This window comes from Bacillus sp. MT94 (genome assembly GCF_058792475.1).
This window is the reverse complement of record NZ_JBXAEZ010000008.1, coordinates 91,071-107,022: the sequence shown is the minus strand read 5'-3', so window position 1 is coordinate 107,022 and position 15,952 is coordinate 91,071. Positions and strand designations below refer to the sequence as shown.

Below are 15,952 nucleotides of genomic sequence, written 5' to 3'. Positions count from 1 at the left end.
AATATGCTGGAATTAATAAATATAAAAAAAAAATATGGTGAATCAACTTATATTTTTGATGGAGTAAATTTAAAGGTAGATGAAATGAAGATTTTAGAGTTAGTTGGTAAAAATGGGATAGGAAAATCAACTTTATTGAATATAATTGGTGGAATGACAAAGTTTGATGGGGAAGTTATATTAAAGAAATCTTCATTAAAGAACGATTTTAAAGAGTATATTGCAAATGTCTCATTAATTGGTAATACACCGTTCTTATACGAATATTTAACGCCTTCGGAAACAATAGATATGGTACTATCTTTTATTAATAGAACTAGATTAGATTCGTCTTTAGAACATTTGATTCAAGAGATTGGGCTTGATAAATATCAAAATACATATACACGTGAATTATCTTTGGGAACTAGACAAAAGCTGTCATTAATATTGGCTCTTCTAGCTTCACCTAGCTTAATTCTTCTTGATGAACCTTTTGTTAATTTTGACATTAGGTCAAGGAAAGTTACTTTGGATTATTTAAAGGATTACATAATTCAAAATAGATCAATTTTAATTTATGCCACGCATTCAACAGATGTTGATTTAGCAAATTTTTCGGATGGAAAAATAATTTTAAAAAGGGATGAGCGATTGAATAAATTAATTTTGGAGAGTGATAACTGTGAAACCTAAATTATTTATCCTTTGTTTTATTGCTTGTTCAGTTATAGGGAGTTTATTTTTCTTTCTGGGGTTTTTATTGCTGCCTAATGAACAGTTTAGTCCTAATTTAAAGCCCTCTTTCATTACAATTTTTAGTAATAATTTAGAAATTCATTTGTTTACAATAATTTTCTCGATTATTAGTTTTGGCTTTTTTTCTTTAATTTTTTTATTTGAACAGTTTTTTTACTTAGGTTTTTCTTTCCATAGCTTGATAGAGAGAACGTCTTTGAAAACAGCAGCATCTTATTTTGCAGGCCATGGAATAATTGAGATCATAAATATGTTTTTTACTGCAACAATAGGTGTATATGTAGCGGTATCCATTATTAATATAATTAGAAAAAAAGAACTTAGTAAAAATTCTTTTATCATATTAGGGAAAAAAATTTTGATTTTACTAGTCATAGATCTAGTACTTTTATTTGTTGCTGCATTATTGGAAACATATTTATCTCCGCTATTAGTTGATAGAAGTTATATAATTTAATTTATTATGATTCAGATTCATATTTTTTACTAAATTACACCGATAGGGGAGCAAGATGAAGAGACTTACAACGAAATTACAGTAAGTCTCTTATTTTGTTATGTAAATACAAATTGTAACTTCAAAAGTTTAATATATTTAAGAGTAATTTTTTTATCTTTTTAATTGAATAGATAAATTTATATTAACGAAATGAAATTGTTAACTTCTTCGATGGTGTGTACTTCATTTATCTTCTATATAACTTGGATGGAGCAAAGAAGTTAGGCGGGGGTCGGGCTGCCGTAAACGCCCGATTGGTGAAGGCTAATAATCAGTGGGGGATGCCCCCACTGATTAAAGTTTCACTTTATATGGAAAAGTAAAGAACTTGTTATTTTACTAGAATAAGAGTAGACTTTGAAGTAGATGAATAAGAAACACATGGGAGTTTGTGGATACAAACTGAGAGTATGGCTACTAGTCCGTCATTGACCATTTGAACCTGTTGGATAATGCCAGCGTAGGGAGAGTGTAAAAGCACATGTTCAGGCACTTTGCGTACGCGCAAAGTGTCTTTTTGTGTATCTCCCATCATTATAGTTAGGAGATGAAAAGGATGAATATGAAAGAAATTAGTAAAGTAGTGGATTTGGTGAGAGAATCTAATCCGCTTGTTCATAATATTACAAATGTTGTTGTAACAAATTTTACTGCTAACGGTTTGTTGGCACTTGGGGCATCGCCTGTAATGGCGTATGCAAAAGAAGAAGTAGCAGAAATGGCTAGCATTGCTGGAGCGTTAGTATTAAATATGGGGACACTTCGTCCTGAAGAAGTAGAAGCTATGCTACTCGCGGGTAAATCAGCAAATACGAACAATGTGCCAGTACTATTTGATCCAGTTGGTGCAGGAGCAACTTCGTATCGAACAGAAGTTGCGAGACATATTCCGGCTGAAATCGATTTAGCAATTATCCGCGGAAATGCAGCTGAAATAGCAAATGTTATTAATGAGAAATGGGAAATTAAAGGGGTAGACGCTGGTACTGGAAATGGAAATGTTGTAAGTATTGCAAGGCAGGCAGCAGACGAACTAAATACAGTTGCGGTCATTACTGGAAAAGAAGATGTTGTTACAGATGGAGAGAGAACTATTGTTATTCGAAACGGTCACCCTATTTTAACGAAAGTTACGGGAACAGGTTGTTTACTAACTTCTGTAATAGGAGCATTTGTAGCAGTAGAAAAAGATTATGTAAAAGCAGCAGTAGCCGCATTAACGTTTTATGGTGTAGCTGCGGAACTGGCAGCTGTTAAAACAGTAGAAAAAGGGCCAGGTAGTTTCCAAATTGAATTTTTAAATCAATTAGCGAATACAACTTCAGCTGATATCGAGAAGTATGGGAAGATTGAGGAGTTAGAGTAAGGGGGATGAAACATACGATGCGCATTGAAACAAAGAAAATGTCTAAGTTATTACAAGTGTATTTTATTATGGGAAGCAATAACTGCACGAAGGATCCTTTAGCTGTATTGAAAGAAGCGTTAGATGGTGGAGTGACACTTTTTCAGTTTCGCGAGAAGGGGGAAGGTTCTTTAATCGGAGAAGATAGAGTGCGCTTTGCAAAAGAATTGCAGACGCTTTGTAAGGAATATAGTGTTCCTTTCATTGTAAATGATGATGTAGAATTAGCCATTGAATTAGATGCAGATGGTGTTCATGTAGGACAAGATGATGAAGGAATTACATCTGTTCGTGAAAAAATGGGAGATAAAATTATCGGCGTATCTGCTCATACAATTGAAGAAGCACGCTTTGCAATCGAAAATGGAGCAGATTATTTAGGCGTTGGACCTATTTTCACAACGAGTACGAAAAAAGATACGAAAGCGGTTCAAGGAACGAAAGGATTAGCTTATTTTAGAGAACAAGGAATTACAGTGCCAATCGTTGGTATTGGTGGGATTACAATTGAAAATACAGCAGCAGTTATAGAAGCGGGTGCGGACGGTGTTTCAGTTATTTCAGCAATTAGTTTAGCTGAATCTGCGTATGAAAGTACGAGAAAATTAGCTGAAGAAGTAAAGAGAAGTTTGTAGGGAAGGACGTGTAGTATTTTAAGTGCTACATGGAGAAATGGACTGCCCCAAATTTTAAACAAACGTTTGATTAAAAAAGCACAAACCTTTTTAAATAAGGGTTTGTGCTTTTTCTTTAAAACATAATAGAAATTAAAAGCATTCCAATGCCGATAGAAGTAAATGTTGCGATTAAACCTGGAATCATAAAGCTATGATTTAATACGTATTTACCGATACCTGTTGTACCAGTACGGTCAAAGTTAATGGCAGCAACGATTGTTCCATAGTTTGGAATGAAGAAATATCCGTTTACTGCAGGGAACATTGCAATCAGTAGTGCTGGTGGAATACCAAGGGATAGTCCAAGTGGCATTAAGGCACGTACTGTTGCTGCTTGGCTGTACAGTAAAATAGATAGAATGAATAGCGCGATGGCAAATAGCCAAGGTGCACTTGTTACTAAATGCTGAATGGATCCTTGAATCATATTTAAGTTTCCGTTAAAGAAAGTATCTCCCATCCAAGCGATACCGAAAATAGCAACAACTGCTGTTGCCCCTGCTTTAAAGACGTTACCAGACACAATGCTTTCTACATTTGGTTTACAGAAAATAATAATAAGAGCCGCGATAGTTAACATGACCATCTCAATTGTGTTCGGCATGGAAAGGCGAGCTAACTTCCCATCAACTATCCATCCTGGACGAAGTGCTTCAAATGAACCAAGAAGTACAACAAGGAAGGTTCCTACAAGGAAAAGGATAACTGATAATTTTGCGCCCTTTACACCTACAAATTCTTTTTTCTCTTCAAGCTTAGGAATCATTCCTTCTTTTAATCGTTTTAAGTATTCAGGGTCCTCACTTAATTCTTTTCCCATCTTACTAGCAACGAATGCTGCTAACATACAAGCAATGAAAGTGGAGGGAATACTCACTTTTAAAATATCTAATAAAGTGATTTTATAGTCAGCTAACATTGCTAAAAGAGCAACTGTGGCAGCTGAAATTGGACTAGCTGTAATTGCTTGTTGAGAAGCGATTACGGCAATCGACATTGGGCGTTCCGGTCTAATCCCTGATTCACGAGAGACTTCTGCAATAACAGGAAGTACAGAATAGGCAACGTGACCAGTGCCTGCACATAGTGTGAATAAATAAGTAACAATTGGAGCAAAAAAAGTAATACGCTTTGGATTTTTTCGTAATGCCTTTTCAGCTAGATGAACAAGATAGTCCATTCCTCCAGCAGCTTGCAAAGCACCAGCAGCTGTAATTACTGCCAAAATCATAAGCATTACATCGATAGGAGGCGCGGTTGGTTGTAAGTGGAAGACAAAAACGAGTATTGCCATACCAACTCCACCCATTACTCCTAAACCAACTCCGCCTAGGCGTGCACCAATAAAAATACAGAGTAACAAGGTAAGAAATTGTAGCCAAAACATGATAAACTACCTCCGAAATTCATTAGTTAAGATATATTCGAATAGTTTAATTTGAATGAAAATTAAATAAATACCCGAAGAAATCCTTGTTGTTTATACATTTTTTATTATATAACACAAAAAAAGTAACATTCACGTACTTTTTGAAATTATTTTGAAAAAGCAATGCATTAAAAATTTGTATTTATATCTCTAAATAAGTAGACATTTTGATTTATATGTTGTAATCTTTGAAAGAGAATAAATTAATTCTCATAGAACTCCCATATCGTTCAACTCGTTCAGCGAGAAAGGCAAACTGATGGAAACATGAGGACGCAAAACTACAGGAGCTAAGGTCGAAAGGCTACGCTAGCCAGTTACCGGACGGATAGGGTTGGTCTTGGCCAATGCTTTTACATTGGCTTTTTTTTATTCTCGAACATATTGAGAAACATTTTCAAACAAAATATTCATATATTTTGTTTTTTTGTTTATGTTAATTAAGGAAGGTGGATATTAATGAAAAAATATTGGCATAAGTTATCGTTCCTTCAAAAGAACGTCTTATTAACCGTATTAGTTATTTTGACACTTGTTGGAAGTATGGGTGCACTAAGTTTCAACATGTTTCAAAATAGTATGATGTCTTTATTTGAAAGGCAGTCTATTGAAACAGGAGAAATAGTATTGAAAAAATTGGATGTAGAATTAGTTAGAGACATGGCGAAAGATCCTACAGCCGAAAAAGTGAAAAAAGAAAAGTTAACAGAGAAATTAGATGAAGTGTCAAAAGAATTGAAAAGTGTTGGACAAACGTATGTTACAGGAGCAAAGCCGAATGAAAAGCGAGAATTACAACTCGTTGGTTTGACTACAGAGTTAACAAAAGCGTTCCCTATAAAGCCGGGAGATTATTATGAACAACCCGCTCATTGGATGAAGGCATACGATAAAGTCATTGATACGAAAAAGGCCCAAATGACAGAAGTATATGAAGATGAAATAGGTTCGTGGGTGACAATATTAGAACCAATTACAGATGGAGAAAATAATATTGTTGCAATTATTGCGGCTGACTTAGATGCTTCCATTGTTCCTATTACAAAAGAGAAGTTTATGATACAGGGCTTACTCTTTATCATTATTTCATTAGCAATTGCGACTATTACTCAATTCTTTATCGTGCGTCACTCGTTAGCTCCATTAAAAGATTTACGAGAAGGGTTACGTAAAATTGGTGAAGGTGACTTAAGTATTAAATTAAAAGAAAGACCAGATGACATTGGAATTATTAATGTTTATTTCAATAACACGATTGAAAAATTTAAAGGGATTATAGATAAAGTAAGGCAAACTGCTGAGCAAGTTTCTTCTTCTTCACAAGAATTGTCGGCGAGTACAGAGGAAAACAGCATGGCAGTTCAAGAGATTGCAAGTTCTATTGAAGGTTTAAGAGTAGGGGCACAGTCTCAAAAAACTTCAGTACAACAATGTTTAGGAATTGTACATGGAATGGAAGATAAGGTAGAAGAGATAACTGGGGCTGCGAAACAAGTTGCGGTTGCTTCTGAAGGTATGGAGCAACATTCAATTGAAGGTAATGAAGTGATTGGACAAATTATTAATCAAATGAGTTTAATTCAAAATGCAGTACAAGATTTATCTTCCATCATTTATTCGTTAGAAACAAGGTCAAAAGAAATTAGTGATATCGTAACTGTAATTACAGGTATTTCAAATCAAACAAATTTATTAGCTTTAAATGCTTCTATTGAGGCTTCACGTGCTGGAGCAGCGGGGAGAGGGTTTGCAGTTGTTGCTGATGAAGTACGAAAATTAGCAGAACAAACGGAAGCGTCTGCTAAAGATATAGCGAAATTAATTGGTGAAACACAAGCTGAGACAGAAGATGCTGTAGTTTCAATGCAAAAAGGTTCAAAAGAAGTAGAAACTGGAATTTCACTTGTTCAAAGTAGTGGAAATTTCTTTGAAAAAATCTCCAAATCAGCGCAATCTGTTACAGATCAAGTAAAAGCTGTTTCGGGTAATTCGAGTGACATTTTACAAAATAGCCAGAATATCGTTCAAGTCGTAAATGAATTATCACATATTGCAAACACTTATGCCAACAGCAGTAGTAATGTTGAAGAAAGCATGAAAGAGCAAGAAATATCAGTACAAGATATTGCAGAATTAGCGACTTCTTTAAGTTGGCTTTCTCAGGAATTACAAGAGCTTATTGGTGAGTTTAAAAGCGAATAAGGAGAAAGTTCAATTCTAATCAAAGGGGATATCTCCGCTACTGATTATGAATTGAACGAATCTGCCCGTTAATAAGGGATGAAAAAGGTGTGAATTTTCACACCTTTATTATATTTAAGAGAGGAATTTACATAAATATGAAATTAGCAATTTCTTATAATGAGATGGTAAAAGAATTTTTAGGGAAAGTAGAAGGAAGTATTAAAATACCTAAAGATGTGCAAGGAACGGAACTTAGGATAAAAAGGAAAACTGAACTATTTCCAAATTTGACTCATATTGTAGATTTAATAGGAGCGACTGCAACGTGGTTATATCATATTTCTAAAGAAAAACATATTGTCGTGCTTTATCATGTAAGAGGAAGTTTATTTCCGATTACTATTGAAGTTTCTAATTTTCTCTCCTATGAAAGTTTGAATTTACAGATTGAAGAGCAACTGGAACAAATTAAAGAAATGAATGAGGAAGAAATAGAAGAGTTTCAAAACGGTAATACATTATATGAAATGTCACCTATTATTATTGGTAAAACATATTATGAGCTACAAGACACGAATACATTACAATTTGTATTTAGTAAAAATATGCAAAGTGTAGAAATAATATTTAATAGTGTTAATTGGAAGGAAACAACGATTACTCGTTATGCACAACAAATACAAGGTGTTTTAATTGGTACATCACGAAATAAGAATAATTATATAAAGAATTTTAATATTATTACAGAGGCCGAGATGGCACTTTATAGTCAAGTGAATGATACGACAGCAGTATATCCTGAGAAAAGTATCGTCGATATGTTCTATAATACTGTTACTCAATTTCCAAATCGTATAGCTTTATCTTCAAGGGAAGGTACTTTAACTTATGAGGAGCTAAATAAAAAAAGTAATCAAATAGCTCATATGTTAATTAAAAATGGCGTCCAATTAGGAGACTATGTTGGAATATTTATGAAACGTAGCATAGACACAGTAGTAAGTATGGTAGCTATATTAAAAGCTGGTGCAGCGTATGTTCCGATTGATCCAGATTATCCGGAAAGTAGAATACAGTACATTATTCAAGATAGCCAAGCGAAAGTTATATTGATGAAAGAGACGCCTATAACATGTGATGGAGTTCAAACAGTTTCAATGTATGATAGTGAAACTTGTGAAGATATAGATGTAAAGTTGTCTATTCATTGTGATGATGTAGCTTATATGATTTATACGTCTGGTTCAACAGGGAATCCAAAGGGAACGATGTTAGCACATAGAGGGGTTGTTAATCTGTACACTTGGATGCAAAAGCAATATGAATTGACAGAAGAGGATGTATTTGCCCAATTTCCTTCTTTTAGTTTCGATGCTTCTGTATGGGAGTCATTTGCTTCTTTATTCTGCGGAGGAAACTTGTATGTATTATTAGAGGAAGAGCGATTGTCTGTAGAAGCATTTGCAAATGCAATCTATAAAGTGAAAGCAACTTCGATCTTGGCATTAGCAACAATTTTTGTTCGACAAGTAGCAACTTATTTAGCAGAAGAAGATATATATAAGCTAGCTTCCCTAAAAAGAATTGCGATTGGCGGTGAAATGTTGCCTGTAGAGGTTATTAAATTGTGGAGAGAAAGGATAGGTACAAATGTTGAAATTCATAATGTATACGGACCGACAGAATGTACTGTAGTGACGACAACCTATAAAATACCTAGTCAGTTAAATGAGGATGTTGCGAGTATTCCCATTGGTAAACCATGTGCTAATTATCAAGTTATGATTTTGGATGAGAATATGAATCTTTGTCCAATTGGTGTACCTGGTGAATTATATATAGATTCAGTAGGATTAGCAAAAGGGTATTTTAATAAGCCTAATAAAACAATTGAAGCTTTTATTCAGAACCCTTTTAATCCTATAGTTAATATATACAAAACAGGTGATATTGTTAAGTTGTTAGAGGATGGAAATATAGAATTTTTACATCGGAAAGATGATCAAGTAAAGATTAGAGGACATCGTATTGAACTAGGAGAAATCCAAAGTAAAATTTCTCAAAATCATAATATAAAAGAAAATGCTGTTTTTGCTAAGAAGAGTAAGGAAGGTAGCCAATATTTAATCGCGTTCTATACAACTTTAAATAAAAAAGAAATACCAGAATTAGTTTATCAGTTACAAGAGCAATTACCAGATTATATGGTGCCATCTAAACTAATTTATATTAATGAATTACCACTTACACCTAATAAAAAGATTGATGTTAAGAAGTTAGCTCAGTTAGAAGAAAAGTATGAACCGGTTCGTCTACAAGAATATGTTGCACCTTCTAATAAAGCAGAGAAACAAATAGCGCGCGCTTGGGCGGAAGTATTAGGAATTTCAAAAGTTGGAGTGCATGATGATTTCTTTACAATTGGTGGACATTCATTAAAAGTATTACGAGTCTTAACATTGTTAAAAGAAGATTTTTCACATTTAACAATTCAAGATTTCTTTAAAGAAAGAACGATATATGGATTAGCTCGAATTGAGCGAGAAGTAAAAGTAGAGAAAGAAGAAGTATTTCGTGAATATAAACTGATTCACGAACCAGATAATATTACGTATGCAAACGTTTTGGAAGAAACCCAGATTTCAAATGTCTTTTTAACAGGAGCTACTGGTTATTTAGGATCACACATATTATATGAATTGTTGAGAGATACATCTGCTACTATTTATTGTTTAGTAAGACCAACCAAAGATGTGCAACAAAGAATTATAGATACATTAACAGGCTACTTTAGTGATATATGTGAAGAATGGTTACAGCGTATACAGGCCGTAGCTGGTGATCTGGGGGAAGAGTATCTTGGGATGAGCGAAGAAGAATTTATGTTCATCAGTTCTAAGATGGATACGATAATTCATTGCGGTGCAGATGTAAGACATTTTGGAGATGTAAAACAATTTGAAAATATAAATGTCCAAGGAACTAGCCGTATGCTAGCATTAGCGGAGAAAGGTGCTACATTCCATTTTATTTCTACAATTGGTATCCCGTTAGAATTAGCGGTAGATCAATGGGATACATACATGAAAACTGGTGATTTTAATTACAGTGTAGACTTAGAGAATGTATATTCAAATAGTAAACTACAAGCGGAAAACATTGTTCGTGAAGCAATGAAAAATGGTTTGCGCGGAAATATTTATCGTGCAGGTAATTTAGCATGTCATTCAGAAACAGGTTCGTTCCAACAAAATATTGAAGGAAACGCATTTTATCGTCTTATTAAAACAATGCTATTAATTGGGAAAGCACCAAATGTGAAGTGGAAAGTTGATTTCACACCAATTGATTTTGCTAGTAAATCAATTGTATCGTATTTAAAAGATTCGCAAATTGTAGGAGAGACGTTACATATTTGTCATCCACATCAAATTGAGTTTGAACAATTTATACAGTTAATTGGAGAGTGTGGATACAATCTTGAAATGGTTCCACTTTCAGAATATGTAAATACCGGACTTGAATTAGCGAAGGAAAATGAAGTAATAGCAGAGTTAATTGCTTCTCAAGTTGCAGGAGATGGAGCGCAGCAATCTGAAATTGTAATGGGTACGCGTAGAACGAATGAATGGATTAAGAAAAAAGAATTGATAGTACCAGCAATCAATAAAGAATTTATACAGCAGTTATTAGCTCATGGTGAAAAAGTTGGATATTTTCCAAAAATAATGAAATGATTATGCATGCTTTTGTTTGTTCAATAAAATAAATCATGCTACAATGAAAACGAATTAAGGACCGGGGAGCCAATTGGCTGAGAGGATGTAAGTAAACATCGACCCTCAACCTGATCTGGATAATGCCAGCGTAGGGAGTTACTTAAAGTGATGTAGCATATGTTATTCTATAATAACTTGCATACAAGGCTTTCCTACGCAGTAGGAAAGCCTTTTCTTATTTTTGAAATCTAATTTTATAAGGGGGATTTTATTATGTCACAACAAGTTACAATGTCATTTTCAGTAGTACCACAAGCGAAAACGAAAGATGTATATTCTGTTGTCGATAAAGCAATTGAAGTTGTGCAACAATCGGGAGTTCGTTATGAAGTAGGGGCAATGGAAACAACTTTGGAAGGAGAATTAGATGTACTTCTTGATGTCGTTAAACGTGCGCAACAAGCTTGCGTCGATGCTGGAGCAGAAGAAGTGATTACTTCTATTAAAATCCATTATCGTCCAAGCACTGGTGTAACGATAGATGAAAAGGTTTGGAAGTACCGTGATGAATATGCAAAACCAGAAGCAATCTAAACTTATTACAACTATTTGGCTTATCCTTCTCATTGCGATATGGGAAGGATCTGTTTCATTATTTAAAATCGAACCGTGGATTTTACCAAAGCCTTCTGCCATTGTTCAAGAATTAATTGGGATGAAAGATTTACTATTACCAAATACGATGCAAACACTGCAGGAAGTTATAATTGGACTATTCTTTGCAATTTTATTGGGGACGAGCATCGCAATTATTATGGACGTTATACCGTTATTTCGTATTTTAATAAATCCATTGCTCGTTATTTCGCAAACAATTCCAATTGTTGTACTTGCACCGCTATTTATTATTTGGTTTGGATATGGGATGTTGCCGAAAGTAATGGTCGTAATACTCGTTTGTTTCTTCCCAATTGCGCTTAGTATTTTAGAAGGTTTTCAAACAGTAGATAAAAACATGTTGAAGCTTTTACAAACAATGAAGGCGACAAAATGGCAAGTTTACCAGAAAGTAAAATTTCCAGCAGTGCTTCCATACTTTTTCTCCGGTTTAAAAATTGCAGTTACATATAGCGTAATGGGGGCAATTATCGGAGAATGGCTCGGTGCAAGTGAAGGATTAGGCGTTATGCTTACGAGGGCTACAAAATCCTTTTTGACTGCCCGAGTATTTGGTGTTGCAGCAATCATCGTTATAGTGACATTATGCCTGTATTTTATCGTAGAGTTTATGGCAAGAATAACAGCACCATGGATATATAGAAAGGACGGCAGAAAATGAAAAAAGGTTTGAAAGTTATGTTAGCTGCCTTAGTAGCGGTAGGTGTGGCTGGATGTAATCCGGCGAAGAAAGAAGAAAGTGCAAGTAAAGATCAAAAAGTAAAAGTAGTATTAGATTGGTTTCCAAATACGAATCATACTGGCTTGTATGTAGCGCAAACGAAAGATTATTACAAAAAGCAAGGATTAGATGTAGAAATTATTCAACCAGGTGACAATGTAACAGCAGAGCAAATGATAGCATCAGGAAAAGCAGACTTCGCAATAAGCGCACAAGAAAATGTAACATTAGCTCGTGTGGAAGGAATTCCTGTTGTATCTGTAGGAGCGATTATTCAGCATAACACTTCAGCGTTTGCATCGCTTAAGAAAGATAATATGACGTCACCGAAAGATTTTGAAGGTAAACGTTATGGCGGCTGGGGAGGACCAGCGGAAGAAGCGACATTAAAGACGATTATGGATAAGCATCAAGCTGATTTTAATAAAGTTGAAAAAATCATCTTAGGACAAACAGATTTCTTTAAATCAATCGGCCGTGATGCAGATTTCGAATGGATTTATTACGGTTGGGATGGTATTGAAGCGAAGCGCCAAGGAAAAGAGTTAAATACGATTATGGTGAAAGACTTAGATCCAGCGCTTGATTTCTATAGTCCTGTTATTATTACGAGTGAAAAACATACGAAGCAAGATAAAGACTTTGTGAAAAAGTTTATGAGTGCAACAACAGAAGGTTATAATTTTGCAATTAAGGAACCGAAAGAAGCTGCTGATATTCTAATTAAAGCTGTTCCAGATGTAAATAAAGATTTAGTTCAAGAAAGCCAGAAATGGTTAAGTACGAAGTATCAAGATGATGCGAAAGCATGGGGAGTACAGAAGGAAGAAATTTGGACGAATTACATGAATTTCTTATATGACAACAAAGTTATTAAAAAGAAAATCGATGTAAAAGATGCTTTTACAAATGAATTCCTTCCAAGTGAAAAATGAGCGGATTACAAATAAAAAATATAGTGAAATCTTTCGACGGAAAGAATGTATTAGAGAATATTAGTGCCTCTATACAAGAGGGAGAGTTTGTTTCTTTTGTAGGACCGAGTGGTTGCGGGAAAAGCACATTATTAAACATGATTGCAAATGTTGAAAAACCAACAAGCGGGAACGTAATGTATAAAGATAAGCAAGTACAAGAGCAAGATGTTGTTAGTTATATGCCACAACAAGATTTATTACTACCGTGGCGATCAGCTTTGCAAAATATCGTTCTTCCGTTAGAAATTGAAGGAAAGCCGAAAAAACAAAGGCTGACAGAAGGAATGGAAGCATTAAAGCAGTTCGAACTAGATGAATATGCAGACCATTATCCAGATGAATTGTCTGGTGGTATGCGTCAAAGAATTAGTTTTCTGCGCACATATTTATGTGAAAAGCCAATTATGCTGCTTGATGAGCCTTTTGGAAAGTTAGATGCATTTACAAAAATGGAAGTACATAGCTGGCTTTTAAACTCTTGGCATCAAGAGAAGCAAACAATCGTTATGGTGACACATGACTTAGATGAGGCAATCTTGCTTTCAGATCGCGTATTTATTTTATCTCAAAGACCAGCGTCAATTGTTGGCGAGGTACAAGTGAAATTACCTAGACCGAGAACGATGGATATGTTAACATCACTCGAATTAAAAAAGGATAAAGAAGAGATTTTAAGTGTGTTAGCTCCTTATATGAAAAAATAGAAAAAGCCTTTTAACAGTTTTTAGTATAATTACTGTTAAGAGGCTTTTTTTAGAATATGAAAAGATGGAGAAGGAACAAAAGGGAAAATAGAGAATAGAATATAACAGAGTAGTTTATACTCTTAATATAACAAATGTTAAAGGAGTGAAAGGATAAAATGACTTTATCAACTGTTCTTCAAATGGTTTTAGCTTGATATGGGAGAAGTCTGCCCATTTTTTAAGATTAAGCTAAATTGAAGACAGCAGGTAAAGAACCTTAATCCTTTTTTACGATAATATGTAATGGGTAAGGTGTATTCACCTTACCCATTTTTATATGCATAATTAAATAAGGCTTCATACTGTTGGTCTCTCTATTTAGCTTATGGACGATAAGTAAAGGAGAGAAAAAAATGAGTATATTAACAGTAGAAAATTTAAGTCATTCGTATGGTGAGAAAACCATCTTATATAATGCGTGCTTTCGATTATTAAAGGGGGAGCATGTTGGGTTAGTAGGGAAAAATGGGATTGGAAAATCAACACTGCTAAGAATTTTAACAGGAGAACTTATACATGATGATGGGAACATTGAATGGTTTCCACATGTGAAGGTTGGATTTTTGCAGCAGCATATAGATTTACCAGAAGGGATAACAATTGAAGGATACTTGCAAAGTGCATTTTCTAACTTGTATGCAATTGAATACGAAATGTTAAAAATTTCAAAAGAGATGACTGAGGCAGTAGAAGTAGAAAAATTGTTAGTAAGGTATGGAGAGTTACAAACTATATTGGAAAACTCTAATTTCTATCAAATTCATACAGAAATTGAAGAAGTAGCAATTGGTTTAGGGCTGTTTGAAATAGGATTGGAAAAGGATGTTTCAAAGTTAAGTGGAGGACAGCGGACAAAGTTATTACTAGGAAAGCTTCTTCTAGAAAAAGCTGATGTTTTATTGCTAGATGAACCAACGAACTATTTAGATACAGCACATATAGAATGGTTACAATCGTACTTGAAGTTGTATGAAAAAGCTTATATTATCATTTCGCATGACGAAGTGTTTTTGAACAATATTACGAATGTCATTTACCATCTAGAAGAACGAAAAGTTAAGCGATATGTAGGGGATTATGAAAAGTTTTTACAAAGTTATCAAGTGCAAAGGAAACAATTACAATCGGCGTATGTGAAACAACAAAAAGAAATTGCTCAGTTAGAAACATTTATTCAAAAAAATAAAATTCGAAAAGCAAAACAGGCAAAAAGTCGAGAGAAAGTATTGGAGAAAATGCGAAGGGTTGAAAAGGTAAATAATGTACCTCAGTCCTGTTTTGCTTTTACTGTTTATAATGAACCAGTAAGTCGTATATTACAGGCTGAGAAACTAAGAGTGGGTTATAGTGAGCCGTTATTTCCAGACTTGAATTTACAAGTGAAAAAAGGAGAAAAGATAGCTATTGTTGGTCAGAATGGTATTGGAAAAACGACAATATTAAAAACGTTATTAGGTCAAATAAAGCCGCTAAGCGGTTCGATTTTTGTTGGGGACCGAGTAAATCCTGCTTATTTTGCACAGGAAGAGTTTGCTTCAGAAATAACACCGTTAGAGAAAGTTTGGGCACAACGACCAGATATGACAAAGAAAGAAGCGCGCCAAGCATTAGCGAAGTGTGGATTAAAAGAAGAACACGTATTAAAACCTATTCGTTTATTAAGCGGTGGAGAGCAAACGAAAGTGCGTTTATGTGAACTTATCGTAACGAAAAGCAATGTTTTAATTTTAGACGAACCGACTAATCATTTGGATGTAGAAACTAAGATGGCTTTACAGGAAGCGTTACAACAATACAAAGGAACGATTTTAATTGTCTCACATGAACCTTCTTTCTATGAATCGTGGATAACAAAAGTATGGAATATAGAAGATTGGAATGCTGAACAATATGAATAAAGAAAAGGCATTAGCTTTTATGAGCTAATGCCTTTTCTTTGTGATTAACATGATTTTCGAGAACTCTTACATGAGAATTGTATGAAGAAGCACTCTTATGGTGCGCTTATAAGCGTGCTTTTTCTTTTGTTATATTTATAATAATACGAAAGCCTTTCCCTAACAGGTGACTATCTTTCTTTATATATATAGATAGTTCAAAACGGAATGAAAATAATTCCTATATGTAAAGGATAATGTGGATATTATAGGAAGACAATAGAAATTAAAGGAAATTCATG

The 15,952-nt window shown here is 34.3% G+C and carries 12 protein-coding genes and 3 riboswitches; of the genes, 11 read left to right on the top strand and 1 reads right to left on the bottom strand.

The genetic code is table 11. The features are described from left to right. Positions 1-3 precede the first annotated feature (3 nt). From AC1Q51_RS24045 to thiE, 4 genes are all read left to right on the top strand, one after another. Positions 4-675, top strand: coding sequence for an ABC transporter ATP-binding protein (locus tag AC1Q51_RS24045; protein ID WP_090978220.1), 672 nt, complete (start codon positions 4-6; stop codon positions 673-675). Next, the gene (locus AC1Q51_RS24040) at positions 665-1,195 is read left to right on the top strand and encodes a stage II sporulation protein M (protein ID WP_090978222.1); all 531 of its coding nucleotides are present in this window, start codon (positions 665-667) and stop codon (positions 1,193-1,195) included. The genes AC1Q51_RS24045 and AC1Q51_RS24040 overlap by 11 nt, the downstream gene beginning before the upstream one ends. Positions 1,196-1,608: 413 nt before the next feature. Then, a riboswitch (TPP riboswitch) is annotated at positions 1,609-1,721 on the top strand. A gap of 72 nt (positions 1,722-1,793) precedes the next feature. Then, positions 1,794-2,603 carry a hydroxyethylthiazole kinase gene (gene thiM / locus AC1Q51_RS24035; protein ID WP_097924646.1) on the top strand — a complete coding sequence of 270 codons (810 nt, stop codon included), beginning with the start codon at positions 1,794-1,796 and terminating at the stop codon, positions 2,601-2,603. Between the two features lie 17 nt (positions 2,604-2,620). Beyond that, entirely contained in the window at positions 2,621-3,277 is a 657-nt protein-coding gene (gene thiE / locus AC1Q51_RS24030) for a thiamine phosphate synthase (RefSeq protein WP_488192531.1), read from the top strand. A 115-nt stretch (positions 3,278-3,392) separates the two neighbouring features. On the opposite strand, the gene AC1Q51_RS24025 is transcribed toward thiE, so the two are convergent. Continuing rightward, complete coding sequence (locus tag AC1Q51_RS24025) at positions 3,393-4,706, bottom strand: anaerobic C4-dicarboxylate transporter family protein (RefSeq protein ID WP_064532153.1); 1,314 nt, start codon at positions 4,704-4,706, stop codon at positions 3,393-3,395. 282 nt (positions 4,707-4,988) lie between these two features. Further along, positions 4,989-5,073, top strand: a riboswitch (cyclic di-GMP riboswitch). Between the two features lie 134 nt (positions 5,074-5,207). Between AC1Q51_RS24025 and AC1Q51_RS24020 the strand changes: the two genes are divergently transcribed. The 7 genes from AC1Q51_RS24020 (at position 5,208) to AC1Q51_RS23990 (ending at position 15,671) form a co-directional block, all read left to right on the top strand. After that, positions 5,208-6,950, top strand: a complete 1,743-nt coding sequence (locus tag AC1Q51_RS24020; RefSeq protein WP_000761077.1) for a methyl-accepting chemotaxis protein — start codon at positions 5,208-5,210, stop codon at positions 6,948-6,950. Between the two features lie 137 nt (positions 6,951-7,087). After that, positions 7,088-10,669: a non-ribosomal peptide synthetase family protein gene (locus tag AC1Q51_RS24015; protein ID WP_098447634.1), complete on the top strand. Its 3,582-nt coding sequence runs from the start codon at positions 7,088-7,090 to the stop codon at positions 10,667-10,669. 52 nt (positions 10,670-10,721) lie between these two features. After that, positions 10,722-10,823: riboswitch (TPP riboswitch) on the top strand. A 101-nt stretch (positions 10,824-10,924) separates the two neighbouring features. Continuing rightward, positions 10,925-11,245: an MTH1187 family thiamine-binding protein gene (locus AC1Q51_RS24010; protein WP_000082906.1), complete on the top strand. Its 321-nt coding sequence runs from the start codon at positions 10,925-10,927 to the stop codon at positions 11,243-11,245. Beyond that, positions 11,217-11,990 carry an ABC transporter permease gene (locus tag AC1Q51_RS24005; protein WP_001057164.1) on the top strand — a complete coding sequence of 258 codons (774 nt, stop codon included), beginning with the start codon at positions 11,217-11,219 and terminating at the stop codon, positions 11,988-11,990. Before AC1Q51_RS24010 ends, AC1Q51_RS24005 begins: the two co-directional genes overlap by 29 nt. After that, positions 11,987-12,985 carry an ABC transporter substrate-binding protein gene (locus AC1Q51_RS24000; RefSeq protein WP_000715573.1) on the top strand — a complete coding sequence of 333 codons (999 nt, stop codon included), beginning with the start codon at positions 11,987-11,989 and terminating at the stop codon, positions 12,983-12,985. Before AC1Q51_RS24005 ends, AC1Q51_RS24000 begins: the two co-directional genes overlap by 4 nt. After that, a complete protein-coding gene (locus AC1Q51_RS23995) occupies positions 12,982-13,731 on the top strand; it encodes an ABC transporter ATP-binding protein (RefSeq protein WP_000016079.1) in 750 nt (249 codons plus the stop codon). The genes AC1Q51_RS24000 and AC1Q51_RS23995 overlap by 4 nt, the downstream gene beginning before the upstream one ends. A 395-nt stretch (positions 13,732-14,126) precedes the next feature. Next, on the top strand, positions 14,127-15,671 hold the full coding sequence (locus AC1Q51_RS23990) for an ABC-F family ATP-binding cassette domain-containing protein (RefSeq protein WP_492331774.1): 1,545 nt from the start codon (positions 14,127-14,129) through the stop codon (positions 15,669-15,671). Positions 15,672-15,952 lie beyond the last annotated feature (281 nt).